The sequence below is a fragment of the Tepidimonas sp. HKU77 genome (assembly GCF_049728535.1).
Lineage (GTDB): Bacteria > Pseudomonadota > Gammaproteobacteria > Burkholderiales > Burkholderiaceae_C > Tepidimonas.
In genome coordinates this window covers 543,860-569,642 of the sequence record NZ_CP187300.1, presented here as the reverse complement: position 1 = coordinate 569,642, position 25,783 = coordinate 543,860, and the positions used below count along the sequence as shown (strand labels likewise).

General features: G+C 66.3%; 23 protein-coding genes. 14 read left to right on the top strand and 9 right to left on the bottom strand.

Features of this window, described 5'->3' with window-relative positions:
• Window positions 1-25 precede the first annotated feature (25 nt).
• A complete protein-coding gene (locus tag ACPP3B_RS02660; RefSeq protein WP_299022634.1) occupies window positions 26-349 on the top strand; it encodes a hypothetical protein in 324 nt (107 codons plus the stop codon).
• Here the strand turns inward: ACPP3B_RS02660 and fnr are convergent.
• Entirely contained in the window at window positions 324-1,046 is a 723-nt protein-coding gene (gene fnr / locus ACPP3B_RS02655) for a fumarate/nitrate reduction transcriptional regulator Fnr (RefSeq protein WP_424859638.1), read from the bottom strand. The genes ACPP3B_RS02660 and fnr overlap by 26 nt on opposite strands.
• A 210-nt stretch (window positions 1,047-1,256) precedes the next feature.
• Between fnr and hemN the strand changes: the two genes are divergently transcribed.
• Window positions 1,257-2,651, top strand: a complete 1,395-nt coding sequence (hemN, locus tag ACPP3B_RS02650; protein ID WP_299022642.1) for an oxygen-independent coproporphyrinogen III oxidase — start codon at window positions 1,257-1,259, stop codon at window positions 2,649-2,651.
• A 43-nt stretch (window positions 2,652-2,694) separates the two neighbouring features.
• Entirely contained in the window at window positions 2,695-3,366 is a 672-nt protein-coding gene (locus ACPP3B_RS02645; protein WP_299022645.1) for a sulfite exporter TauE/SafE family protein, read from the top strand.
• Here the strand turns inward: ACPP3B_RS02645 and ACPP3B_RS02640 are convergent.
• The 6 genes from ACPP3B_RS02640 to metG form a co-directional block, all read right to left on the bottom strand.
• Window positions 3,335-4,291: a DMT family transporter gene (locus tag ACPP3B_RS02640; protein WP_299022647.1), complete on the bottom strand. Its 957-nt coding sequence runs from the start codon at window positions 4,289-4,291 to the stop codon at window positions 3,335-3,337. The two genes, ACPP3B_RS02645 and ACPP3B_RS02640, sit on opposite strands and share 32 nt — an antisense overlap.
• Window positions 4,288-5,907, bottom strand: a complete 1,620-nt coding sequence (gene nadB, locus ACPP3B_RS02635) for an L-aspartate oxidase (RefSeq protein WP_424859637.1) — start codon at window positions 5,905-5,907, stop codon at window positions 4,288-4,290. The genes ACPP3B_RS02640 and nadB overlap by 4 nt, the downstream gene beginning before the upstream one ends.
• 36 nt (window positions 5,908-5,943) lie before the next feature.
• Window positions 5,944-6,792, bottom strand: a complete 849-nt coding sequence (locus ACPP3B_RS02630; protein ID WP_424859636.1) for a segregation and condensation protein A — start codon at window positions 6,790-6,792, stop codon at window positions 5,944-5,946.
• Entirely contained in the window at window positions 6,789-7,001 is a 213-nt protein-coding gene (locus ACPP3B_RS02625) for a DUF3460 family protein (RefSeq protein WP_299022656.1), read from the bottom strand. The genes ACPP3B_RS02630 and ACPP3B_RS02625 overlap by 4 nt, the downstream gene beginning before the upstream one ends.
• Window positions 7,002-7,036: 35 nt before the next feature.
• Entirely contained in the window at window positions 7,037-8,707 is a 1,671-nt protein-coding gene (locus ACPP3B_RS02620) for a SulP family inorganic anion transporter (protein WP_424859635.1), read from the bottom strand.
• Window positions 8,708-8,899: 192 nt separating this feature from the next.
• Window positions 8,900-10,987, bottom strand: a complete 2,088-nt coding sequence (gene metG / locus ACPP3B_RS02615; RefSeq protein WP_424859634.1) for a methionine--tRNA ligase — start codon at window positions 10,985-10,987, stop codon at window positions 8,900-8,902.
• Between the two features lie 188 nt (window positions 10,988-11,175).
• Between metG and apbC the strand changes: the two genes are divergently transcribed.
• The 5 genes from apbC to ACPP3B_RS02590 are packed head-to-tail and all read left to right on the top strand — an operon-like array spanning window position 11,176 to window position 16,353.
• On the top strand, window positions 11,176-12,267 hold the full coding sequence (apbC, locus tag ACPP3B_RS02610) for an iron-sulfur cluster carrier protein ApbC (protein WP_299022660.1): 1,092 nt from the start codon (window positions 11,176-11,178) through the stop codon (window positions 12,265-12,267).
• Between the two features lie 30 nt (window positions 12,268-12,297).
• Window positions 12,298-12,921, top strand: a complete 624-nt coding sequence (locus ACPP3B_RS02605) for a DUF3305 domain-containing protein (RefSeq protein WP_424860130.1) — start codon at window positions 12,298-12,300, stop codon at window positions 12,919-12,921.
• Complete coding sequence (locus ACPP3B_RS02600; RefSeq protein ID WP_424859632.1) at window positions 12,918-13,607, top strand: DUF3306 domain-containing protein; 690 nt, start codon at window positions 12,918-12,920, stop codon at window positions 13,605-13,607. The genes ACPP3B_RS02605 and ACPP3B_RS02600 overlap by 4 nt, the downstream gene beginning before the upstream one ends.
• The gene (locus ACPP3B_RS02595; protein WP_424859631.1) at window positions 13,604-15,706 is read left to right on the top strand and encodes a 4Fe-4S dicluster domain-containing protein; all 2,103 of its coding nucleotides are present in this window, start codon (window positions 13,604-13,606) and stop codon (window positions 15,704-15,706) included. Before ACPP3B_RS02600 ends, ACPP3B_RS02595 begins: the two co-directional genes overlap by 4 nt.
• A gap of 14 nt (window positions 15,707-15,720) precedes the next feature.
• Complete coding sequence (locus tag ACPP3B_RS02590; RefSeq protein WP_424859630.1) at window positions 15,721-16,353, top strand: TorD/DmsD family molecular chaperone; 633 nt, start codon at window positions 15,721-15,723, stop codon at window positions 16,351-16,353.
• Window positions 16,354-16,360: 7 nt separating this feature from the next.
• On the opposite strand, the gene ACPP3B_RS02585 is transcribed toward ACPP3B_RS02590, so the two are convergent.
• Both ACPP3B_RS02585 and ACPP3B_RS02580 read right to left on the bottom strand, forming a co-directional pair.
• Window positions 16,361-18,406, bottom strand: a complete 2,046-nt coding sequence (locus ACPP3B_RS02585) for a sensor histidine kinase (protein WP_424859629.1) — start codon at window positions 18,404-18,406, stop codon at window positions 16,361-16,363.
• The gene (locus tag ACPP3B_RS02580) at window positions 18,403-19,788 is read right to left on the bottom strand and encodes a sigma-54-dependent transcriptional regulator (protein WP_424859628.1); all 1,386 of its coding nucleotides are present in this window, start codon (window positions 19,786-19,788) and stop codon (window positions 18,403-18,405) included. Before ACPP3B_RS02580 ends, ACPP3B_RS02585 begins: the two co-directional genes overlap by 4 nt.
• Window positions 19,789-20,201: 413 nt before the next feature.
• Between ACPP3B_RS02580 and ACPP3B_RS02575 the strand changes: the two genes are divergently transcribed.
• From ACPP3B_RS02575 to ACPP3B_RS02550, 6 genes are read left to right on the top strand one after another with little or no spacing between them, the layout of a single operon-like run.
• The gene (locus ACPP3B_RS02575) at window positions 20,202-20,414 is read left to right on the top strand and encodes a formate dehydrogenase (protein WP_424859627.1); all 213 of its coding nucleotides are present in this window, start codon (window positions 20,202-20,204) and stop codon (window positions 20,412-20,414) included.
• An 11-nt stretch (window positions 20,415-20,425) separates the two neighbouring features.
• Window positions 20,426-23,392 (top strand): formate dehydrogenase subunit alpha, encoded by a 2,967-nt coding sequence (locus ACPP3B_RS02570; protein ID WP_424859626.1) that lies wholly within the window; start codon window positions 20,426-20,428, stop codon window positions 23,390-23,392.
• A gap of 10 nt (window positions 23,393-23,402) precedes the next feature.
• Complete coding sequence (gene fdh3B / locus ACPP3B_RS02565) at window positions 23,403-24,005, top strand: formate dehydrogenase FDH3 subunit beta (RefSeq protein ID WP_424859625.1); 603 nt, start codon at window positions 23,403-23,405, stop codon at window positions 24,003-24,005.
• A gap of 2 nt (window positions 24,006-24,007) precedes the next feature.
• On the top strand, window positions 24,008-24,259 hold the full coding sequence (locus ACPP3B_RS02560) for a hypothetical protein (protein WP_424859624.1): 252 nt from the start codon (window positions 24,008-24,010) through the stop codon (window positions 24,257-24,259).
• 16 nt (window positions 24,260-24,275) lie between these two features.
• Window positions 24,276-25,427, top strand: coding sequence for a formate dehydrogenase subunit gamma (locus ACPP3B_RS02555; RefSeq protein WP_424859623.1), 1,152 nt, complete (start codon window positions 24,276-24,278; stop codon window positions 25,425-25,427).
• Between the two features lie 16 nt (window positions 25,428-25,443).
• Entirely contained in the window at window positions 25,444-25,782 is a 339-nt protein-coding gene (locus ACPP3B_RS02550; RefSeq protein ID WP_424859622.1) for a hypothetical protein, read from the top strand.
• Window position 25,783: the final 1 nt, after the last annotated feature.

Here is a 25,783-nt window from a genome sequence, read left to right as displayed (position 1 = left end):
GGCAACAACAAAGAGGAGACTGTCGATGCTGGCCCAACGCGTGATGTGGATTGCTTGGCCCGCTTTTTTGATGGCGGCTGTGATCGAAATGGTGGTGTTCGCCTTCGTCGATCCCCACGATCTGCACTGGGCGGGCGAATCGCTCGGTTGGTCGCGGCAGGCGGTCTACACGGTCGCGTTCTTCATTTTTTGGGCGCTGACCATGGCGTCGAGCGCGCTTACCACGCTGTTGTCGCTGTCGCCGTGGGAAATCAACCGCTGCCCGGTGCCGCCAGATCAGCGCCCGGCTGACTGCGCGCGCAACGCGCCGCTCAACTCCCCGCTTAATTCTCCTCGCGGCTCTGGTTGACAATGGCCGCGAGCGCGTCCGGGTCGAGGATGCGAACGTAGCGCTGCTTGACTTCGATGATGCCCTCGTCCTGAAAGCGCGAAAACGTACGACTGACCGTCTCGAGCTTCATTCCCAGGTAGCTGCCGATTTCCTCGCGCGTCATGCGCAACACCATCTCGGTGCGTGAAAAGCCGCGCGAATGCAGGCGCTGCACGAGGTTGAGCAAAAAAGCCGCCAGTCGTTCTTCGGCGCGCATGCTGCCCAGCAATAGCATGACGCCTTGATCGCGTACGATCTCGCGGCTCATGATGCGGTGTACGTGGTGCTGCAGCGTGCTGAACTCGCGCGAGAGCTGCTCGAGCTTGTCGAATGGCAGCACGCACACCTCGGCGTCTTCGAGCGCCACGGCCGAGCACGAGTGCTTGTCCTGCACGATGCCATCGAGCCCCAGGATTTCGCCCGCCATTTGAAACCCGGTGACCTGATCGCGGCCGTCCGCCGTCGTGACCACGGTCTTGAAAAATCCGGATCGTACCGCGTACAGCGACGTGAAGCCGTCGCCCGCGGCAAACAGGGTCCCGCCCCGCCGCACCCGGCGACGCGTGCTGATCAGGTTGTCGAGCTGCTCCATCTCGTCCGGCTTGAGGCCGACCGGGATGCAGAGCTCGCGCAGGTTGCAGCTGGAGCAGGCGACCTTGATGCTGTGCAGATCCATGAGGCGATGGGGGCCGGTGTGAGGCAGAGGTGGGTGAAACGAGGCGCAGACTCGCCATGAACGATATGCGCCCGATCATAACAACCCGATGCGCGTGCCGCCCCGTGCGGTGGGCCCATGCCCTGCAGGGTTTTGGGGAACGTCGCTCCCGCAGGGGGTTTGACTCACGTCAACCCACGCAAGGCTACGCTGGTGCACAGTTCGTCGCCTATGGAGCTGCCCGCCGTGAAACACGTCATCGACGAAGATCTGCTGCGCCGGTTCGACATTCCGGGCCCGCGCTACACGTCCTACCCGACGGCGGACCGGTTTGTCGAAGCGTTTACCGAGCGTGACTACGTGCAAGCCCTGCAACAGCGGCGAGCGGGGTCGCTGGCGCTGCCGCTGTCGGTGTATGTACACATCCCGTTTTGCGAGTCGCTGTGCTACTACTGCGCATGCAACAAGGTGGTGACCAAGCACCACGAACGCGCGGCGGAGTACCTGCGCTACCTGTCGCGCGAGCTGGAATTGCAGACCGAACACGTCGGGCGCGGGCACCGCGTGACGCAGCTGCACCTTGGGGGGGGCACGCCGACCTTCCTCAGCGACGCGGAGTTGTCCGACCTGATGGCGATGATCCGGCGCCACTTCGAACTCGTCCCTGGGGGCGAGTATTCGATCGAGGTCGACCCCCGCACGGTGACCGCGCAGCGCTTGGCCCATCTGCACCAACTGGGGTTCAACCGCCTGAGTTTTGGCGTGCAGGACTTCGATGGCGCGGTGCAGCGGGCGGTGCACCGGATTCAGCCGGCCGAGCAGGTGTTCGCCCTCGTGGCCGCGGCGCGCGAGATCGGCTTTGAGTCGGTCAACGTCGACCTCATTTACGGACTGCCTCAGCAGACCCCAGAGTCGTTTCGGCGCACGCTCGAGCTCGTCGAGCGCCTGCGGCCGGATCGCATCGCGCTCTACGCTTATGCGCATCTGCCGGCGCGCTTCAAGCCGCAGCGGCGCATCCACGCGGCGGAGTTGCCCAGTCCGGCGGACAAGTTGGCCATGTTGTCGCTGTCGCTCGACCATCTGAGTGCCGTGGGTTATGTGTACGTGGGCATGGACCATTTTGCGTTGCCCAACGATGCGCTGGCGGTGGCCAAGCGGCAGGGGCGGCTGCACCGCAACTTTCAGGGCTACAGCACGCAGCCCGATTGCGACCTGATCGCGCTGGGGGTATCGGCCATTGGCCGCATCGGCGCCACCTACAGCCAAAATGCCAAGACGCTGGAGGAGTACTACGACGCGCTCGACCAAGGGCGGCTGCCCATCGTGCGCGGGCTGGCGCTGACGCGCGAGGATCTGTTGCGCCGCAGTGTGATCATGGCCATCATGTGCCAGGGGTTGGTCGATTTCGAGTCGATCAATCTGGCGCACCTGATCGATTTTCGCCAGCACTTCGCGCGCGAGCTGGAGCAGCTGCGCGCGTTCGAGCGCGATGGGCTGGTACGCATCGGCGATGCCCACATCGAAGTGACGCCCACGGGCTGGTATTTGGTGCGCGCCGTCGCCATGGTGTTCGACCGCTACTTGCAGGTCGATCAAGACCGGGCGCGGTTTTCCAAGATCATTTGAGGTGCTACCGGCAGGCCCAGCCGCGGGCTGTTAGCATCGTGCCATGCTGACCTCGATGACGCTGTCGGCCCTGGTGATGGGGCTGGTCGGCGGCCCGCACTGCGTGACCATGTGTGGTGCCGCCTGCGCGGGTATTGCCCGTGCCGCTGGCCCGCACCCGCAGCGGGCGCTGTGGACGTGGCAGTTCAGCCGGCTGGCCGGCTATGCGCTGCTGGGGGCGTTGGCGGGCGGCACGGTACAGGGCATGGGCTGGCTGGGGCAGCAGACCGCGGTGCTGCGGCCGGTGTGGACCATGATGCACGTGGCGGCGTTCGTGCTCGGGCTGGTGCTGCTGTGGCAGGCGCGGCAGCCGGCCTTTCTGGATGGCTGGGCGCAGGCCGTCTGGCGGCGGGTGCGCCCGGTCATGGCCCGCTTGGGCGCGCGCGCGCCCGTGGCGCTCGGGCTCGGCTGGGCGTTGATGCCCTGTGGGCTGCTCTACTCGGCGCTGCTGGTGGCGTCGTTGTCGGCGTCGGCGTTATCGGGCGCTGCCATCATGGCCGCGTTTGCCATCGGGACCATGGTGTCGCTGGCGGCAGGGCCGTGGCTGTTGCTGCGGCTGGCGCAGGCGCGCTCCGGTGGCTGGGGCATCCGCTTGGCCGGGCTGGCGCTGGCGGCCACGTCCGGCTGGGCGTTGTGGATGGGCATCACCCAGCCGACGGGTCTGTGGTGCGCGTAGGCGTGCGCCCGGGCAGGGTCGCCACCACCAGCCCCACCAGCGCCACGCCAAACGCCAGCCACTGCAGCGGCGTTAGCCGCTCGCCCATGAACAGCACACCGATCGTGGCCGCGCTGATGGGCAGCATCACGGTGAACACCCCAGCCCGGGCGGCGGGTACGTGCCGCAGGCCCGTCATCCACAGCCACACCGTCCAGACGCTGGCGGCCAGGCCATAAAACAGCAGCAGCGCCCACAGGCCCAGCGACAGCAGCGCCCAGCCGTCGAAGCGTAGCGCGGCCCACAGGCCCAGCGGCGTCATGAGCGCCAGGCCCCACAGGTTGATGATCGCCGCGATGCGCCGCGCGCCCAGTTGACCGGTCAGCCGCTTGCCGATGACGACGTAGGCGGCCTCACACACGACAGCGGCAAAGACCAGTGCGTTGCCCCACAGTGGCAGCGGCATGCCCAGCCACGTGCCGTGCGCCGCGGCGGCGCCGGGGGCGGCCTTGTCGAGCGAAAACAGCCCGATGCCGACGGCCGCCAAGGCCACCGCTGCACCGGAGCGCGCATCCAGCCGCTCGCGCAGGAAGAGCGCCGACTGCAGCGCGACCACGGCGGGAATGGCCGCCATGATGACGCCAGCGGCGCTGGCCGTGGTCAGGCTGACGCCAAACAGCATGCACAGCGAAAACAAAAAATTGCCCAGCAGGGCCTGTAGGAAGAGCAGCCCGTGCGTGTGCCGGTCGAGCGCCGGCTCCGACGCCGGTTTGCGCAGCCAGTGCACCATGGCGGCCGCGCCGATCAGGTAGCGCAGCCACGCCAGCAGGAACACCGGCAGCGCCGCCACCAGCGGTTTGGACAGGGCCACGTAGCTGCCCACCAGTGCCATGCTGGCCGCCAGCGACCCGTAGGCCAGCCATGGGGTAGCAGGGCGGGCGCTCATCGGGCGTCGGGCGTGAGGAGGGTGGGTCGCGCCTGCGGCAGGGTGTAGGGGTAGTCGCGGCTATAGTGCAGGCCGCGGCTTTCCTTGCGCAGCTGGGCGCAGCGCACGATCAGGTCGGCCACTTGCACCAGGTTGCGCAGCTCCAGCAAGTCGCGGCTGACGTGAAAGCGCGCATAAAACTCCTGGATTTCGGCCTGCAGCAGGGCGATGCGGTGCGCGGCGCGCTCCAGCCGCTTGTCGGTACGCACGATGCCCACGTAGTCCCACATGAAGCGGCGCAGCTCGTCCCAGTTGTGGCTGATGACGACTTGCTCGTCGGCGTCGATGACGCGGCTGTCGTCCCACGGCCGCACGGGCGCTGTGGGGATGCGCGCTTGCGCCGCCATGTCACGCGCGGCGGCGCGGGCAAACACCAGGCATTCCAGCAGCGAATTGCTGGCCAGCCGGTTGGCGCCGTGCAGCCCGGTGTAGCTGGCCTCGCCCACACAGTACAGGCCGGGCAGGTCGGTGCGGCCGCGCAGGTCGGTCACCACCCCGCCGCAGGTGTAGTGGGCAGCAGGCACCACCGGGATGGGCTCACGCGTGATGTCGATGCCCAGCTCGGCGCAGCGTTGGAGGATGTTGGGAAAATGCTCGTGCAAAAACGCCGCGGGCTGGTGCGAGATGTCGAGATAGACGCACGGGATGCCGTGCTTTTTCATCTCGAAGTCGATGGCGCGTGCCACGATGTCGCGCGGTGCCAGCTCGGCGCGCGGGTCGTGGTCGGGCATGAAGCGGTGGCTGCCCAGGTGGGGGGGCAGCTTGAGGATGCCGCCTTCACCGCGCACGGCTTCGCTGATCAGAAAGCTCTTGGCCTTGGGGTGGTACAGGCAGGTGGGGTGGAACTGGATGAACTCCATGTTGGCTACCCGGCAGCCCGCTCGCCAGGCGGCGGCGATGCCGTCTCCCGTGGCCGTGTCCGGGTTGGAGGTGTAGAGATACACCTTGCCTGCGCCCCCCGTGCACAGCACCGTGTGCGGGGCGGCAAAGACCTCGATGGTGTCGGTGGCCTCGTCCAGCACATACGCGCCCAGCACCCGCCGCGGCAGTTCGCGGCGCGCGGCGTGGCGGTCGCTCAGGATCAGGTCGACCAGCGCGTGGGTTTCGAACACGTCAATGTGACGGGCGGCACGCACCCGCTCGATGAGTGTTTGCTGGATGGCCGCGCCGGTCGCGTCCGCCGCGTGCACGATGCGGCGCGCGCTGTGGCCACCCTCGCGCGTCAGGTGCAGGCCGTCGCCTTCGGCCGTGAAGGGCGTGCCCAACTCGCGCAACCAGGCGATCGCCTCGGGTGCGTGCTCGACCGTGAAGCGCGTGGCGGCCGGATCGCACAGGCCGGCACCCGCGATCATCGTGTCTTGGATGTGCTGCTCGAAGCTGTCGTCGTCGGCCAGCACGGCGGCGATCCCCCCCTGGGCCCAGCCGCTGGAGCCGTCTGCGATGGAGCGTTTGGTGACGATGGCCACGCGCCAGTCGCTGGGCAGCAGCAGGGCCGTGGCCAGTCCGGCCAGACCGCTGCCGATGATGAGCACGTCGTAGTCGCGTGGTGGGGCCGGGTTCGGGGTGGAATCGGTCATGGTGGCGGCGTGGTCAAGCGGTATGGGCGTGTCCGGTCAAGAGGGCACGTAGGCCAAGCGGACGTAGATGGGGGCGTAGGCCTCGGCCTGCGTCAGCTCGATCAGGTGTTCCTTGGCCAGCTCGAGCATGGCAACGAAGGTGACCACGGCCACCGCCACACCGCGCGCGGGGTCGAACAGCTCGGTGAACTCGACGAAGCGGCGCCCCTGCAGCGCGCGCAGCACCGCGCTCATCGACTCGCGTACCGACAGCGTCTCGCGCGTGATGGTGTGCCGCTGCGCGAGTCGGGCCCGGCGCAGGATATCACGCCAGGCCGCCCGCAGGTCGTCCACGCACACCTCGGGCCAGCGCGGGGTGAGCGACTGCTCGATGTGCACCTGCGCGCGCCAGAAATCGCGCCCGAGTTGCGGCAGCGCCTCGAGCTGGCGCGCGGCCAGCTTGATTTGCTCGTACTCCAGCAGGCGGCGCACGAGTTCCGCGCGCGGGTCCTCGGGCTCCGTGCCGTCGGCGCTGGGCGTCGGGGGCAGCAGCATGCGCGACTTGATCTCGATGAGCATGGCCGCCATCAGCAGGTATTCGGCAGCGAGTTCGAGGTTGCGCTGACGAATCTGCTCGATATACCCGAGATACTGGCGCGTGACCTCGGCCATGGGGATGTCGAGGATGTTGAAGTTTTGCCGCCGGATCAGGTACAGCAGCAGGTCCAGCGGTCCCTCGAACGCCTCGAGAAAGACCTCGAGCGCATCCGGCGGGATGTACAGGTCCTGCGGCAGCGCAAACAGGGGCTCGCCGTACAGGCGCGCGATCGCGACCTGATCCACCACGGCCGGTGGGTCGGTCGCTGGCGCGGGCGCAGGCGGGAGCTCGGCCAATGGGCCGTTCACTTCAGCGACGGCTCGGTTTGGTAGACGTAGGGCTTTTGCGGCACGCGGGCGTGCTGCGCTTCGCGCCAGAAGTCGCGATCCTGCGGCCGATCCCACAGCAGGGCTCGGCCCGCGCGCTGTTCGGCCTCCAGGCTGGGCTTGTTGCGCTTGAGCGATTCGAGGAACTGGGTGGCGTCCGAGACGTAATCAGGCAAACCAAGCGGGTTCATGGTGGTGCGCAATCCAACAAAACGACGCGCGCATTTTAGGCGGGCCCCGCCGTGGATGGGTCGGCGCAGGCAGACCAGCCATGCACGCGCTCGAGAAAACCGCTGCGCTGCATCAGCGACAGCGGCTGCGCGTGCAGCTGCTCGATGACGAGGGTACCGCCGCGCCGCTCGATCGTTTGGGCGAGTGATTCCAGCGCATCGAGCCCCGTCGTGTCGAGCAGTTGCAGGTCGCGCGCGTCGAGCCGCACCTGCACGCCGTCGGCCGCGCTTTCCACGGCGTCGATCAGCGGATCGAGCTTGGTGATGGCACCAAAGAACAGCGAGCCGTACAAGTGGGCGTCGACGTGCTGCGCATCGCGGCGCTGCACCGTGACGCGAAAGAGGCTGCTTTGGCGACGCACGAACAGCACCACCGACAGCACCAGACCGAGTTCCACTGCCAGGGTCAAGTCGAACACGACGGTGACCACGAACGTGGACAGCAGCATCAGCCGGTAATGGGGGCTGAAGCGCCGCATGTGCGCAAACGCACGCCACTCGCCCATATTCCAGGCCACGAACAACAAGATGCCAGCGAGCACCGCCAGCGGGATGTGGCGTGCCAGAGGGGCGGCCAGCAGGACGATGAGGGCCAGCGTGACTGCGTGAACGATGCCGGCGACCCCGCTGGTCGCACCGCTGCGGATGTTGGTGACGGTGCGCGCGATGGTGCCGGTGGCCGGCATGCCGCCGATGAACGGTACCAAGGCGTTGGCCACGCCCTGCGCCATGAGCTCCTGGTTGGGATCGTGTTTGCGCCCGGCGTGTAGCTGATCGGCGACGCGCGCGCACAGCAGGGATTCGATGGCGCCCAGCGCGGCGATCGTCAGCGTGGGCATGACCAGTTGGCGAACGGTGTCCCAACTGACATCGGGCCACACCAACGCTGGCAAGCTTTGGGGAATGCCGCCGAAGCGGCTGCCGATGGTCTCCACCGGCCAGTCCAACCATGCTGCCAGTGCACTGAGCGTGATGAGTGCCACGACGGGGGCGGGCAGGCGCGAGGTGGCACGCAGCGCCGACACGCCCTCCAGGGCCTGCAGCCGCTGGCGAAAGGCGGAATCCTGGGCCCAGAGCCGGGGCCAGATGAACAGGCCGACCACACACAGGGCGGTCAGCGTGACCGCGTAAGGATTGAACGTGGGCAGCGCCTGTGCGACGGTGCGCACGATGCCCACGAAATCCGCCGGCATCTTGCTCACCTGCAGGCCCAACGCATCGCGCAGCTGCGACAGACCGATGAGAACGGCGATACCGTTGGTAAAGCCCGTCACGACGCTCACGGGGACGAAGCGCACCAGGGTGCCCAGCCGCAACCACCCCATGGCAAACAACAGCAGCCCGGCGCAGAAGGTCGACACCAGCAACCCGCCGACCCCGTGCCGTTCCACGATGCCGTAGACGATCACGATGAAGGCACCCGCAGGACCCCCGATCTGCACCGATGTGCCGCCCAGCGCAGCGATGACGAAACCCGCGACGATGGCTGTCCACAACCCGGCCTGGGGCGACAGCCCGCTGGCGATGGCAAACGCCATGGCCAGTGGCAGTGCCACCACGCCGACGGTCAATCCTGCACCGATGTCACGCCACAGGCGTGTGCGGTCATAACCCGAAAGATCGTCCAGCAGCCGGGGACGAAACCGGTGAACATTGCATTGCGCCATGATCCCCATCTCCATTCCACGTTTGGCAAGCGAAAAGCCCCTCGGCGGCGAGATGGGGATGGGGCGGGCCGCAGTGGCGCAGCCGCGTGATGAAACGCCGCCTTGCCGTCAGACCGGTGGAGCGGCGATGGGAGGGGTGGCGCTGAGTGGGACCCATTCGGACCGCAGTGTACGCCATCCACAACGCGATGCTCAACGTACCCGCATGCCGGGGGTGGCCCCGTCGTGGGGTTGCAGCAGAAACAACCCAGGTTGGCCGCCGTCGGCGGCGCTCGCGGCGAGCACCATGCCCTCACTGACGCCAAACTTCATCTGGCGCGGTGCCAGGTTGGCCACCATCACCGTCAGTTGCCCCACCAGTTGCTCGGGCGTGTAGGCCGAGGCGATGCCAGAGAACACTTGCCGCGTGCGGCCCTCGCCGACGTCCAGCGTCAGGCGCAACAGCTTGGTCGAGCCTTCGACCCGCTCGCACGCGACGATGCGCGCGATGCGCAAGTCCACCTTGGCAAAGTCGTCGATGGTGATGGTGGGGGCGATCGGCTCCCCGCCCGGCGCGGGCGCGGACGGGGCTGCCGCTGGGGCCGCAGCCGGCTCGAACAGCGCGTCCAGGGTCTTCGCATCGACGCGCTGCATCAAGTGACTGTAGGGCTCAATGGCGTGTCCGGCCCCCAAGGGCTGGCGTGCGTTGTCGAAGTCCAGCGGCGCGCAGCGCAGGAAGGCCTCCACCCGCTCGGCGGTGGCAGGCAACACCGGCTTGAGCATCGCCGTCAGCAGCCGGAATGCCTCCAGGCAGGTGGTGCAGACGTCGTGCAGGCGCTCGCTCAGGGCCGGGTCCTTGGCCAGCTCCCAGGGCTTGTTTTGATCCACGTAGGCGTTGACGCGGTCGGCCAGGGCCATGATGTCGCGCACGGCCTTGCCGTATTCGCGCTCGGCCCACAGCTGCGCCACCGCAGGCAGCGCGGCCTGCAGGGTGTCCAGCAGCGCCTCGCCGTCGGGCGAGATGGCGCCCAGTTGCCCGCCAAAGCGCTTGGTGATGAAGCCCGCCGCGCGCGAGGCGATGTTGACGTATTTGCCGACCAGGTCGCTGTTGACGCGAGCGACGAAATCGTCCGGGTTGAAGTCCACGTCCTCGACGTGCGGGTTGAGTTTGGCTGCCAGGTAGTAGCGCAGCCACTCGGGGTTGAGTCCCAGGCGCAGGTAGCGCATGGGGTCGATGCCGGTGCCGCGGCTCTTGCTCATCTTTTCGCCGCTGACCGTGATGAAGCCGTGCACGAAGACGTGCGCGGGCGTTTTGCGGCCCGAAAAATGCAACATGGCCGGCCAAAACAGCGTGTGAAAGTAGGTGATGTCCTTGCCGATGAAGTGGACCTGTTCCACTGCCGGGTCGGCCACGAACTCGTCGAAGCTCTGTGCGGTGCGCGACGGGGCGTGCCAGTGCTGCGCGGCCTGTCCCTTGTCGAAATGGTTTTTTAGGCTGGCCAGATACCCGATGGGAGCATCGAGCCAGACGTAGAAATATTTGCCCGGTGCGTCGGGGATTTCGATGCCGAAGTAAGGTGCGTCGCGGCTGATGTCCCAGTCGCTCAGTGCCCCGCCCGAGCCGTCACCCAGCCACTCGCGTATTTTGTTGACCACCTCGGGCTGCAGGCGCCCGGGGGTGCTGGTCCAGTCCTGCAGAAATTGCACGCAGCGCGGGTCGGACAGCTTGAAGAAGTAGTGCTCAGACTGGCGCAGCTCCGGCGTGGCGCCCGACAGCGCGGAGTACGGCTGGCGCAGCTCCGTGGGCGTGTAAACCGCGCCGCAGGCTTCACAGGCGTCACCATACTGATCCGCAGCACCGCAACGCGGGCACTGCCCTTTGATGTAGCGGTCGGGCAGGAACATGCCCTTGACCGGGTCGTAGAACTGCTCGATGGTGCGGGTCTCGATCAGTCCCGCCGCCTTGAGCGCCCGGTAGATGTCCTGCGCGAGCTGGTGGTTTTCGGGTGCGTCGGTGCTGTGCCAGTTGTCGAAGCGCACGTGAAAGCCGTCCAGGTAGGCCTGGCGGCCGGCGGCAATCTCGGCCACGAACTGCTGGGGCGTCTTGCCGGCCTTCTCCGCGGCGATCATGATCGGCGCGCCGTGCGCATCGTCGGCGCCGACGAAATGCACCTCGTGCCCCAACAGCCGCTGGGTGCGCACCCAGATGTCGGCCTGGATGTATTCCATGATGTGGCCGATGTGAAAGTGGCCGTTGGCGTAGGGCAGGGCAGTGGTGACGAACAGTCGGCGCTGTGGCATGGGGCAGTCCTGTGACGGCGAACGGGGCCGGACCATCGGGCGGCCGGCAAGGGGCAAAGGTGACCCGTCGCACAAGTCCGCGATTTTACTGAGGGCACTTCGCCGGCGCCGGCGCGAAAATCGCCCGACAGCGGCTAGACTGCACGGTTATCGGCCACACTGACCCGTTACCAGGAGACACCCGATCCATGAGCATCAACCCCGAAGTGCTGCAGCGCGCGCTGCAAACCGTCGTCGACCCCAACACCGGCAAGGATTTCGTTTCCACCAAGGCGCTGCGCAACCTGCAAATCAGCGGCGGTGATGTGGCGTTCGAGGTGGAGCTGGGCTACCCCGCGCGCAGCCAGTGGCCCGAGTTGCGGCGCGCGCTCATCGCGGCCGCCAAGGGCGTGCCCGGCGTGGACAACGTGTCGGTGCAGATCGTCACCCGCATCCAGGCCCATGCGGTCCAGCGCGGCGTGCAGCTGCTGCCGCAGGTCAAGAACGTCATCGCGGTGGCGTCCGGCAAGGGTGGCGTCGGCAAAAGCACCACCACCGTCAACCTGGCGCTGGCGCTGGCGGCGGAAGGGGCCCGTGTGGGTATCCTGGATGCCGACATCTATGGGCCCAGCCAGCCGATGATGATGGGCATCGAGGGGCGGCCGGAAAGCCTGGACGGCAAGACCATGGAGCCGCTGGAGAACTACGGCGTGCAGGTCATGTCGATTGGTTTTCTGGTGGACAAGGACGAGGCCATGATCTGGCGCGGCCCCATGGCCACCCAGGCGCTGGAGCAGCTGCTGCGGCAGACCAACTGGAAGGATTTGGACTACCTGCTGGTGGATATGCCACCGGGAACCGGCGACATCCAGCTCACGCTGTCGCAGCGCGTGCCGCTGACCGGGGCGGTGATCGTGACCACCCCGCAGGACATTGCCTTGCTCGACGCCCGCAAAGGCATCACGATGTTTCAGAAGGTGGGCGTGCCGATCCTGGGCATCGTGGAAAACATGGCCGTCTATTGCTGTCCGCAGTGCGGACACACGGAGCACATTTTTGGTGCCGACGGCGGCAAACGCATGGCCCAGGAGCTGGGCGCGGCCTACCTGGGCGCGCTGCCGCTGAACCGGCAGATCCGCGAGCAGGCCGACACCGGGCGCCCGACCGTGGTGGCCGACCCGGAGGGCGAGATCGCCAAGATATACGCTGCAGCGGCGCGGCAGGTGGCCATCGCAGTGGCGGCGCGCGCCAAGGACTATTCGAGTAAGTTTCCCACGATCACCATCAGTCGAGAGACGTAAGCGACATCGGCTCCGGTGCAGACCATGGATATGCTGACGGGCAGCAACCCTTCTCCTGCCCCCCGGGCGGCGGAGCGGATCGTGACGGGCGTCGTGATGCGACGCGAGCCCGTGCCGGGCCCGATGGCGCGCTGGCAGCCGTGGCGCTGGACGCTGGCAGACGTGCAGGTGCTGCAGGGGCCGCACGAGCTGACCTGCGCCGTCTGGCCGACACTGGCCGGGCGCGGGCCGGTGGCGCTCGAGCCTTGTGATGCCCCCGCGTCGGCCGCCCAGAGTCATTGGGGTTTTCCGGGCTACGTCGTGTCGTTGCACCCGGAGGATGCCGAGGGCTTGTATTTGAACCTGACCGCGCCGCAGCCGTGCTTTTGGGTGATGTGGCGCTCGGGGGAGACCGACGACGATTTACCCGAACCCCAGATCGTCACGCTCAGCTACCACGACGCGGGGCGCTGGCTCGATGCCCAAGAGCGGGTGGACCAGGTGCCCGCGCCTGCCGACGTCATCGGCTGGATGGCGCGGTTCGTGCAGCGGCACTACCGGCCCGAGCCCAAACGTCGGGCCAGACCGGCGAGTTTTCAGCCGCTGACGGATCGGTTTGGGCAGTCCGTGCGCATCAGCACCGGCGCACGCCCTGCGCGCGAGGAGGGGACATGAGTGCGGATGAAGAGGGGTTTTTCTCACGCTGGTCGCGCCGCAAGGCGCTGGCCCGCGCAGGGCAGTCGCTGCCGCCCGAGGAGGGGCACCCGCCCGAACCGATGGCTGAGCTGGCGCCCGGCTGCCCGCCATCGGTGTCGCCAGCGGTGGATCGGGCCGTGGTGCCAGTTGATGATGTGACCCAGGTCGAGCAGGGGCGCGAGGGGAGTTCGCAGCCACCGGCGCCCGCAACGTCCCCCCCGCCGCCCACCCTGGAGGATGTGCGTCAGCTGACGCTGGACGCCGATTTCCGCCCCTTCGTGGACCGCCGGGTGCCCCCTGAGGTGCGCAATGCCGCCTTGCGCAAGCTGTTTTCCGACCCGCACTTCAACGTGATGGACGGGCTCGACGTCTACATCGACGACTATTCGCGCCCCGATCCGTTGCCGACCGAGATGGCGCGCCGCATGGTGGCGGCGCAGTTCATGGGGTTGTTCGACGAACGGCCCGCCCCCGAGTCGGCGAAGTCGGCCGAGGACGCCTCCCATGCGGCCAACCCCGCACAGTCGGCTGCTGCCGACGCGGTACGGGCGGAGCCGCCATCCCTCTCGCCGTCGGGCGACGAAACGGCCGATGGCGCCGATTGCCCCGACGTGACCGAGTGCACCCGCCACCCCATCGATCGCCCCCAGGCTTCTGCGACATGACCACGCTCGTCTGCAACTGCAACCGCACCATGCCGCTGGATGGCGCAGCCCTGAGCCGCGCCCTCGGTGAACACCTGGACGTGCACACCACGCTGTGCCGTCGCGAGGCCGCGGCTTTCCAGCGCGCAGCACGCCTGCCGGAGGCGCTCGTCGTGGCCTGCACGCAGGAGCAGCCGCTGTTTACCGAACTGGCCGAGGCGACCGTGGGTGCGGTGCCATTGCAGGAGCGACCGATCCGCTTCGTCAACCTGCGTGAGACCGGCGGCTGGTCGCGGCAGGCTGCCCACGCCATGCCGAAAATGGCCGCGCTGTTGGCAGTCGCCCGTCTGCCGGATCCCGAACCGGTTCCCGTGGTGCGCTACGAAAGTCAGGGGCGGCTGCTCATCATCGGTCCGTTGCCCGAGGCGGAAGCGATGGCCGATCGGTTGCGTGACGTGTGGCAGGTCACGCTGCTGGCAACGGGTGGGGACGGCGGACAATACCGGCGCGACCCGGTGCTGGCCGGCCGTGTGCTGAGCCTGACCGGATGGTTGGGGCAGTTCACGCTGCGCTGGGCAGAGGACAACCCCATCGCACTCGACCTGTGCACGCGCTGCAATGCATGCATCGCGGCCTGCCCGGAAGGCGCCATCGGGTTGGACTACCAGATCGACCTGGCGCGCTGCCGCAGCCATCGCGACTGCGTACGGGTGTGCGAGGCACCGGGTGCCATCGACTTTCAGCGCGAGCCCGAGCCGCAGGAAGCGACCTTCGACGCCGTGCTCGACCTGCGTCCGGCGCCGGCGTTCACCCAGCACGCCCTCCCGCAGGGCTACGTGCACGTGCCGCCCTCGCTGGGGGCCGAGCAGCGCGTGGAGCGCCTGTGGTGGTTGCGCGACGCGGTTGGCACTTTCGAGAAGCCCAAGTTTTTCCGCTACCAGCAGCGCCTGTGTGCGCACGCACGCAACGAAAAAGTGGGTTGCAGCGCGTGCGTGGAGGTGTGCTCGGCCAGCGCCGTGCGCAGCGACGTGGCGCACCACCGTATCGTCGTCGAGCCCCATTTGTGCGTCGGCTGTGGTGCTTGCACCACGGTGTGTCCCACGGGGGCACTGACCTATGCCTACCCGGATGCCACGTACCAAGGACGGGTCTTCAAGACCCTGCTGTCGACGTTTCGCGCCGCAGGCGGGCGCGATGCGGTGCTGCTGTTGCACAGCCAAACGGCGGGACAGCGCCTCATCGAAGCCTGGGGCCGGGCAGCGCAATTGGACCGCGACGTGCACGGCGTGCCAGCCCGTGTGCTCCCGTGGGCGCTGTGGCACACCGCAAGCGTCGGGCTGGAGTTGTGGTTGACCGCCATCGCCTACGGCGCCAGCCAGGTTTGGGTGCTGCTGACCGATGAGGAAGCGCCCCAGTATCGCGACGCGTTGCAAGCCCAAATGGCCGTGGCGGAAGCCATCTTGCAAGGCTTGGGCTACGAGGGGGAGCACTTCCGCCTGTGGCAGGCGCGCGATGCGCGCGATATCGCCACGCTCGACCAAGCGGCTCGGGTGCCGGCGGCGCGCGGTGTGGCAATGGTGGCCAGCTACGCGGTGCAAGCGGATAAGCGGGCCACGCTGGAACTGGCGCTGGAGCACCTGATCGCCCAGGCACCTGCCCCCATCGGTGCCGAGATCGTGTTGCCAGCCACCGGGGCGCCGCTGGGCACGCTGCACCTCGACACCGAGGCCTGCACGCTGTGCATGAGCTGCGTGGGGGCCTGCCCGACGGGCGCGCTGCAGGACAATCCCACTGCGCCGCAGTTACGCTTCATCGAAAAAAACTGTGTTCAGTGCGGCTTGTGTGTCAAGACTTGTCCAGAACAGGCCCTGCGGTTGCAGCCCCGGCTGTGGCTGGACGGGCAGCGTCGGCAGGCCCGCATCCTGCACGAGCAGGAGCCATTCCGATGTGTGCGTTGCGGCAAGCCCTTCGGCACGCTCAAAGGGGTGGAGACCATGATCGCGCGCCTGGCTGGTCATGCGATGTTTCAGGGCGCGGCCGCCGAACGGCTGCGTATGTGCGGCGACTGCCGGGTGATCGACATCCACACCGGTCCGCAAGCCCGCATCACCGATCTGTGAGGAGCCGTGCCACCATGTCGTCCACCACCGTCACCGTGCATCCGATGCCCTCACGCTCTGCGTTCGACGAGGAGACGGCACGCGCCGAGATTTATGGCGTGCTGGCGACCCTGTTCTATGCCCCGCCCGATGAGACGCTGCTCGCGCGACTGCGGGTGTCGGTGACCGAAGTGGGTGCCGACGGCGCGTTTCTGCAAGAACCCTGGCGTGCCCTGGTGGCGGCGGCTCGCGCCCAAACGGCGCCGGCCATCCGCGACGAATACGAGGCACTGTTCGTCGGCGTCGGGCGCCCCGAGGTGCACCTCTATGGCTCGCACTACTTGTGCGGCTTTCTCAACGACAAGCCGCTGGCAGCGCTGCGGGACGATTTGGCAGCGCTCGGTCTGGGCCGCAGCGAGACGATGCCGGAGACCGAAGATCACATCGCCTATCTGTGCGAGGTGATGCGCTACCTCATCGCTGGTGACGATGCAGCCGTGTGCAACCTGGCGCGCCAGCAAGCGTTCTTCGCCCGCCACCTGCAGCCGTGGGTGGTCGCGCTGTGCGATGCGATCGAGGCCCAACCCAATGCCCGTTTCTACGCCGCGCTGGCCGCTTTCACCCGCGCCTTCATGCAAGTCGAGGCGCAGGCATTCGACCTGTTGTGACCCCGCGTCAGGCACCCGGCTCCGTTGGCAGCTCTGCGCTGCCGGCGGCGGGCGTTGGTTCTTGCGGCTCGCTGTAGAGCCAAACGCGGAAGATCGCCCCGGACCGATCGGTTCGGTTGTCGGCCTCCAGCCGACCCCCGTAGCGCTCTACCAATCCCAGACTGATCCATAGGCCCAGCCCGTTGCCCTCGGGCTTGGTGGTGAAGAAGGGGCGGAATAACCGTTCTCGCACCGTGGCATCCAGCCCCGGCCCCTCGTCGATCACGGCCAGCCACGCGCCCACTGGGCGGCCGTTTTCTATCCAGTCGCCCGTCTTCAACTCCAGCCGCCCACTCGCAGGCGATGCCTGGATGGCATTGACCAACAGATTGATCACCACTTGCTGCAGTTCTTGCCGGTTGCACGCTACCCGTACGTCTGCACGGTCGTCACGCGTGACGACCAGCTGGCGCTGCTGCACCAGGTGGGCCACGAGTACCAAGCAGTCATCGACCACGGATGACAGGGTCAGCGGCTCCACGTAGCCCGCAAACTCCGTCGGACGCGCGTATTGCAGCAGGCGCGTCACGATCAGCCGCATGCGCTCGATCTGCGCGTCGAGCAGCGCCATTTCGGCTTTGACCGGATCGGCGGCGGGGCCCAGGGTTTCGCGGATCAGGTCCAGGTTGCCCTGGATGACGGCGATGGGATTGTTGATTTCATGGGCGACGCTGGCGGTTAGCTGGCCGATGGCGGCGAGCTTTTCGGATTTCACCAGTTGTTGCTGGGCCAAGCGCAGCTCGCGTGTGCGCTCGGCCACTTCACGGTCCAGCGTTTCTCCCCACGATCGCAAGCGTTGGGTGTTGTCGGCGATCACGTCCAGCAGTCGGTCCAGGTGCTGGGCCAGCGTGCCGAGTTCGTCTTGCGACGGCAGCGGGCCTACCCGTGCCGTCGTGTCGCCCTCTTCGATGCGCCGCATGGTGGCATGCATGCGCTCCACCGGCTGGATCAGCGCGCGCGCCCAGCGCAGTGACCACGCGACCGTCGCCACCATGACGGCCGCGAACAGCGCCGCAGTACCGATCAGCACCCCCAGGCGTACCCAACGCAGCGGCGCTTCGAGGATGCCGACGTACAGCATGCCAATGCGGTGCCCCGATGCGTCGTGCAGGGGTTCGTACGCGCTGACGTACCAGTCATTGACCACGAAGGCCCGATCCAGCCACGTCTGGCCCTGTTCGAGCACCGCGTCGCGCACCGCTTGCGACACGCGCGTGCCAATGGCACGCCGATCGCCAAACAGCCGCACGTTGGTGCTGATGCGCACGTCGTCGAGGAACAGCGTGGCCGTGCCCTGGCTACCGAAAGGCAGCGCCCCCTCGGGATAGACAATGCGGTTGATGTGATCGATCAAGTCGAGGTTATGGTTGAGCAGCAGCCCTCCATGCAGTACCAGTCCTGGCACGGGTGCATCCGGGGGCACTGGCATGCTCGCCAGCATCAGCATCGCTCGGTCTTCGATGGTCCGGTCGGTGGGCGCGGCATTGCGCGTGGGCATCAGCGGGATGGCCGCCCGCGCTGCCAGGCCCGGTGCGTGCGTCTCCAGTTGCGCCGCAGACCAGACGACCAGGCGAGCGGCGCTGTCAAGGGTTTGGGCAGGCGCCGCCATGGAGTCGTGTATGGGGCGCAGCACCAAAAAGTCCAGCCCCAAGCGCGCTCGTTCGCGCTCGAGCCAGTCGAGCAGTGCCGGATCGTCGAGCGGGGCACCTCGTGGCTCGCGCGACTGGCGTGCGCGGGCGGTCCGCAATCTTTCGTGCAGGGCGTGTGAGATGGCTGCCGCGCGCGTGCCTGCTCCCACTTCGGCCAGAACCTGGCCAAAATAGCCCCGGGCCACCGCCAAGTCGGCGCGTACCTTGGTGTGCAACAGGCGATCGTAGGCAAAGTCGGTCCACGCGGACAGCGCCAGCAGCAACAACGGCAGCGCGATCAATAGTGGCGCCAGCGCGATCGCGAGCAACTTCAGCCGCACCGAGCGGCCCAGGCGCTCGCGCCAGCGCTGCACGATCGCGATCACGTTCCGGCTCCCCCTTGCGCTGCCCACTCGGCCACGCGGCGCTCCAGGGTGCGCCGCGATACCCCGAGCAGTTGGGCGGCGCGTGCTTTATCGCCTCCCACCGATTCGAGCACGGCCAAGATATGGCGGCGCTGCAGGGTTTCGAGGTCCAACCCGTCCCCTGCCACCGCGGGCGCGGCTGCGTGCAGCGGCGGATACAGCGCCGAGACGTTGACCTCGCCCAGGATGAGGGAGCGCTCGACCCAGTTGCGCAGCTCGCGCACATTGCCCGGCCAGCGGTAGGCACGCAGCAGGGCCATGGCTTCGGTACTCACCTGCAGCGGAGCCACGCCCAGCGCTGGCGCCAACACGTGAATGAAGTGCTCGACCAGCATCGGAATGTCCTCTGGGCGCTCGCGCAGCGGCGGCAGTGTGATGTCCACCACGCGCAGGCGAAAGTAGAGATCCTCGCGGAACCGGCCAGCCGTTACTTCGTCCGCCAGCGAGCGGTTGGTCGCGGCGATGATGCGCACATCTACCGGTATCGTCTGTTGGCTGCCCACGGGGCGAACCTGCAGCTCCTCCAGCACGCGCAGCAGGCTGGCTTGCACCGGCAGCGGCAGGTCGGCCACTTCGTCCAAGAACAACGTGCCCCCTTCCGCGTACACGAACAGACCGTCGCTGGCCATCTGGTTGCCGCGGGCCAAGCCGAACAGCTCCTGGGCAATGTGCTCGGGCGACAGCGCGCCACACTGCACCGGCACGAAGGGCCGGTTGACTTGCGGACTGCAGGCATGCAGTGCGCGCGCCACCAGCTCCTTGCCGGTGCCCGACTCGCCTTGAAGCAGCACGGTGCTGGGCGTGGGGCCGATGCGCTCGATCGTGGCGCGCAACTGGCGGGTGGCCAGCGATTCGCCGATCAAGGGGGTACCGATGGAGCGTGAGACGGTGGCGGCGCGCCGCAGCACGAAGTTTTCCCGCCGCAGGCGCGCCCTTTCGTGGCACTGTCGAATGGCGTTGAGAATCTGTGGTACCCGAAACGGCTTGAGAATGAAGTCCGACGCCCCTGCCCGCAAGGCCTCGATGGCGGTGTCGAGTGCCGCGAAGGCGGTGATCAGGATCACCTCGCCCATATAACCCTGCGCGCGCAGCGCCTGCAGCCACTGCACGCCGCTTTGGCCCGGCAAGGCAATGTCCAGAATCACGACGTCGAAGCGCTGGGTCCGCATCCACTGCGCCCCTTCTTCGGCGCTGCCCGCGGCGGCAACGAACCGGCAGCGCGGAGCCAAGACCTTGATGAGAAAGTTGCGCATGCCCGGCTCGTCGTCGACGATCAGGATCGAGCCTTCGGGCCACGCGTCCGGTTTGTTTTCGGCGGGGGAGGGCGATGCGGGAATCGTCATGCCCGGGATTGTATGAATTCCGACCAAAAAAGTCGGAATGTGTCACGTACGAGACAGGGTGATGGGGTGGCCATGGCGGGCGCGCTTGCGACAAATTGTCGCAGCGCGTCCGTCAAATCGGACGCGCCAAACGCAGCGTTCAGGCATACGGTCGGTGAACGCGTCACCATGGTTTCATATGTTGCATCGCGTCAAAAATCCATTCATCATCGACGGCTGATGGAATGAAGTTTGCTTGAATCGAAAACCAAGCATCGCTTGAATGGACCTCTCGACGGACCTCCCGCGGCGTACGAGGAGGTACCTGACATTTCTCACCTTGCGCGCTGGCTCCAGCGGCGTTAGCCTTACTGCACCAAACACGTTGGCGCAAGGTGAGTGCGCCGACTTGCGTGCAGCCCGAGGAGAGTCCCATGGAATCCAAGTCATCCGCTTTCGTTGCCGGCCGGCGACGCTGGTTCGTCGCGGCGGGCACTCTTGGTGCCGCTGCCGCCGTCGCCAGTGTCGTGCCTGCCACCCCGGTGGCCCCCGCGCAGTCATCGCCGAGCCGCCCCACCCCGAACCGCGGCGGTGGCTATCACGTCTCTGCCCACGTCGAGCACTACTACCGCACTGCCCGCATTTGAGGAGCGCTGCCATGCTACTGACCAAAACGTCTGCACGGACCCACGGGTCGCGCGCCGAAGGGGCCCTGGTCGATCGTCTGCGTCAGGGGCTGGCGCGTGCCATTCCCACGGTCGATCGCCGAACGTTTCTGCGCCGCTCGGGGCTCGGGCTGGGTGTTGGTTTGGCGGCCACCCAGTTGTCGTTGGTTCGGCGTGCCGAAGCCGCAGCAAAGTCTGCACCCGGCGAGGTGGGCGGCAAGATCGAGGTCAAGCGCACCGTCTGCACGCATTGTTCGGTCGGTTGCGCCATCGATGCCGTTGTCGAAAACGGTGTCTGGGTGCGGCAAGAGCCCGTTTTCGATTCGCCCATCAATTTGGGTGCTCATTGCGCGAAAGGTGCCTCGATACGTGAGCACGGGCATGGCGAATATCGCTTGCGCTATCCTATGAAGCTGGTCAATGGCAAATACCAGCGCATTACGTGGGATCAAGCCTACGACGAAATCGTGGCCCGGATGAAAGCGCTACGCGATGAAAGCGGGCCGGATTCGGTGTATTTCGTCGGCTCGTCCAAACACAGCAACGAACAAGCTTATTTGTTGCGCAAGTTCGTCAGCTTTTGGGGCACCAACAACTGCGACCACCAGGCGCGCATCTGCCACTCGACGACGGTGGCGGGCGTGGCCAACACCTGGGGTTACGGGGCGATGACCAATTCGTACAACGACATGCAAAACAGCAAGGTGGCGTTGTACATCGGCTCCAACGCGGCGGAGGCGCACCCCGTGTCCATGCTGCACATGTTGCACGCCAAGGAGCTGGGCTGCAAGATGATCGTGGTCGATCCGCGCTTCACGCGCACGGCCGCCAAGGCGGATGAATATGTGCGCATCCGCTCAGGCACCGACATCCCCTTCCTGTTTGGGGTGCTCTACCACATCTTCAAAAACGGCTGGGAAGACAAGCAGTACATCCACGACCGCGTCTACGGCATGGATAAAGTCCGCGAGGAGGTGCTGGCCAAGTGGACTCCCGACAAGGTCGAAGAAGCCTGCGGCGTCAAGGAGGAGCAGGTCTTCAAAGTGGCCAAGATGATGCACGAGAACCGGCCGGGCACCATCGTCTGGTGCATGGGGCAGACGCAGCATACCATCGGCAATGCCATGGTGCGCGCTTCCTGCATCTTGCAACTGGCGTTGGGCAATATCGGCGTCAGCGGTGGTGGGGCCAACATCTTCCGCGGGCACGACAACGTGCAAGGCGCCACCGACGTCGGCCCCAATCCGGACTCGCTGCCCGGCTATTATGGCCTGGCCGAGGGGTCGTGGAAGCATTACGCGACCGTGTGGGGCGTGGACTTTGATTGGATCAAGTCCCGCTACGCCGAGGGCATGATGACCAAACCCGGCATCACCGTCTCGCGCTGGATCGACGGGGTGCTGGAGAAAAACGAGCTGATCGACCAAGGGCCCAACATCCGCGGCATGTTTTTTTGGGGGCATGCGCCCAACTCGCAAACGCGCGGGCTGGAGATGAAAAAAGCCCTGGACAAGCTCGACTTGCTGGTCGTCATCGACCCGTATCCTTCGGCGACGGCGGCGATGGCAGCCATGCCCGGGGATCCGGCCGATCTCAACCCCAACCGCGCGGTGTACTTGCTGCCCGCGGCCACGCAGTTCGAGACCAGCGGCTCGTGCACCGCCTCCAACCGCTCCATCCAGTGGCGCGAAAAAGTCATCGAGCCGCTGTGGGAGAGCCGCACCGACCACATGATCATGTACCAGCTGGCCCAGCGGCTGGGTTTCGACAAGGAACTGTGCAAGAACTACACGTTCCAGAAAGTCAAGGGCATGGACGAGCCGGTGCCCGAAGACATTCTGCGTGAAATCAACCGCGGGGTGTGGACGATCGGCTATACGGGCCAGAGCCCGGAGCGCATCAAGGCACACATGCGCCACATGCACGCGTTCGATGTCAAGACGCTCAAGTGCAAGGGTACCGTCGTCGACAAAGAAACCGGATACGACTTGACCGGTGACTATTTCGGTCTGCCGTGGCCCTGCTTCGGCAAGCCCGAGCTCAAACATCCGGGTTCGCCCAATTTGTACGACACGTCCAAGCATGTCATGGAGGGGGGCGGCAACTTCCGCGCCAACTTCGGTGTCGAGCGCGACGGCGTCAGCTTGCTGGCCGAAGACGGCTCGCATTCCAAGGGGGCCGACATCACCACGGGCTATCCGGAGTTGGACCACATCCTGCTCAAGAAGCTGGGCTGGTGGGACGAACTCACCGAAGAAGAAAAAAAGGCGGCCGAGGGCAAAAACTGGAAGACGGACCTGTCGGGCGGCATGATTCGCGTCTTCATGAAGAACCACGGCTGTCATCCCTTCGGCAACGCCAAGGCGCGCGCGGTCGTGTGGAATTTCCCCGACCCCATCCCGCAGCACCGCGAGCCGATTTACGGCACTCGTCCCGATTTGATCGCCAAGTACCCGACGCACGACGATCAGAAGAACCGCTGGCGCCTGCCCATCCTGTACAAAACCCTGCAGCAAAAGAACGTCGAGGAGCGGCTGCACGAGAAATTCCCGCTCGTCATGACCTCCGGGCGGCTCGTGGAGTACGAAGGCGGCGGCGAGGAGACACGCTCCAACCCCTGGCTGGCCGAGTTGCAGCAGGAGATGTTCGTCGAAATCCACCCCGCGGCGGCGGCGCAGCGAGGCATTCGCAACGGCGACCGCGTGTGGGTGACCACCCCCACCGGAGCGCGCATCAACGTGCAGGCGCTGGTAACCGAGCGGGTCGCGCAGGATCACGTCTTTCTGCCGTTCCATTTTTCGGGGCGCTGGCAGGGCAAGGACATGTTGCCCTATTACCCCGAGGGGGCCTACCCGATCGTGCGCGGAGAGGCGGTCAACACCGCCACGACGTACGGTTACGACATCGTGACCATGATGCAAGAAACCAAGACCACGATCTGCAACGTGGAACGCGCCTGAGGAGCACGCCATGGCCCGCATGAAGTTTATTTGTGATGCCGAGCGCTGCATCGAGTGCAACGGCTGCGTGACCGCGTGCAAGAACGAGCACGAGGTACCTTGGGGCGTCAACCGCCGGCGCGTGGTCACGCTCAACGACGGCGTGCCCGGTGAAAAATCGATCTCGGTGGCGTGCATGCACTGCTCGGACGCGCCGTGCATGGCGGTGTGCCCTGTGCAGTGCTTCTACCGTACCGAAGAGGGCGTGGTGCTGCACGACAAAGACGTGTGCATCGGTTGTGGCTATTGCAGTTACGCCTGCCCGTTTGGCGCCCCCCAATTCCCAGCGCAGGGCACCTTTGGTGTGCGCGGCAAGATGGACAAATGCACGTTCTGTGCGGGCGGCCCCGAGCCCAACGGCAGTCAAGCCGAGTTCGAAAAGTACGGCCGCAATCGCCTTGCCGAAGGTAAGTTGCCGGCGTGTGCCGAGATGTGCTCGACCAAGGCATTGCTGGCCGGTGACGGCGATGTCATCGCCGATATTTTCCGCACTCGCGTCGTGCAACGCGGCAAAGGTGCCGAGGTGTGGGGATGGGGTACCGCGTACGGCGCCCAGTCCAAGGCAGGAGCATGACCATGAGCGCACGCCGTTTGACATGGATGATGGGGGCCGTGGCCATCGCATTGAGCCTGGCAGGTTGTGGCGAAAAACCCCAAACCGCCAGCGGCATCAAGTCGGATCAACCGCCCTACACCGGCGCGGGCGGCAGCCCGTTTGCCGAACGTGGCTGGACAACCGGTGACAAGACCTCATGGGCGCAGCACCTACGCGCGCGGGCACAGTACGGGCAAAACGAGTACAGCCGCCCCGCAAGCGCGGCCCAATGATTCCGGGAGCTTGGCCATGAACGCCCTGTTTCTCTCCAGCGCCGTCACTGCGTTGCGCAGTGGGTTGCTCGTGGCGACTTTGGTCGCGGCGGCAACCGTGTCGGCACAGTCAGCGCCGACAGCAGCGTTGCCGGAAGCCCCTGCGCGTGCGGTGTCCGACGCCTCCACGCTGCCAGGCTATGCCGCACAAAGCAACGCGGAGCGTGCCCAGGTTCAGCCGGGCAACAACGCGCCTATGTGGCGCCAAGTCGGGCAGGGTGTCGAAGGCACGGTCAACTTTCCGTACCGCGAGTACGGGGTGCTGATCCAGCCCACGGTGCAGTATCCTGGCGTGGCGCCCACCAACGCGGGTGAGGCATGGCGCCAAGTGCGCAACCGCTGGATCCTGCCGTATGGGGGGGCGCTCGTTTTCATCGCGCTGCTGGCAGTGGCCATCTTCTATTTCAGCCATGGGCCTCTCAAGCTGCATGGGGCCGAGACGGGACGCAAGATCGAGCGCTTCACGGCGTTCGAGCGGGCGGCACACTGGACCAACGCCGGCGCCTTCGTTTTGCTGGCCGTGTCGGGCTTGGTGATGGCGTTTGGTCAGTACCTTCTGTTGCCAATCATCGGCAAGACGCTCTTTGGCTGGTTGACGTATGCCCTGAAAAACGTGCACAACTTCGTCGGGCCGTTGTTTGCGGTCTCGTTGCTGATCGTGTTCGCGACTTTCGTGCGAGACAACCTGCCGCGCAAGGAGGATTGGGCGTGGATCAAGCGGTTCGGCGGCCTGTTCGGGGGCGAAGAAGTTCCTTCCCACCGATTCAACGCGGGCGAGAAGATCGTGTTTTGGGTGGGGGTGTTCGCGCTGGGGCTGGTGGTGGTGGGCTCCGGCCTGGTGCTCGACAAGCTGGTGCCCGGGTTCGACTACCTTCGGGGCAATATGCAGATTGCGCACATGATCCACGCCAGCGCTGCCATTCTGATGATCGCGCTGTTTATCGGTCACATCTATATGGGCACGCTTGGCACCGAGGGCGCCTATCAAGCGATGAAGACCGGCTACGTGGATGAGACCTGGGCGCGCGAACACCATGAGCTGTGGTACGAAGACATTCGCGCTGGTCGGATTCCAGCCGAGCGCAGTTCAACCGCTTCGGCCGCCTCGTCTGCAGAGGTTCGCGCTTGAGGAAGGAGATGCAGATATGAAGACTTCTTTGCGTGTGTCGGTGGTGCTGGGGCTGTTGGCGGCGCTCGGTACGGGTATTGCCCATGCCAAATTGCCTGCGCCCAACCTGACCGACGAGCAGAAAGCTGCGGCCGAGGTTGCCAAGGCCAAGGCCGCGCACCAGGCGAAGGTCGACGCCTATCTGACCTGCAAGGCCGCCGACAAGGCTGCGGCCCACTATTTTAAGAACCACCCGCAGGCTGCCAAGCCGGCCAACGCGCCCGCTTGTGTCGATCCTGGGCCATTCGTGCCGCCGACGGCCGCTGGTATGCCGGCGCCGGCTGCAACGACGCCGCCCGCGGCGAAAAAATCCTGAA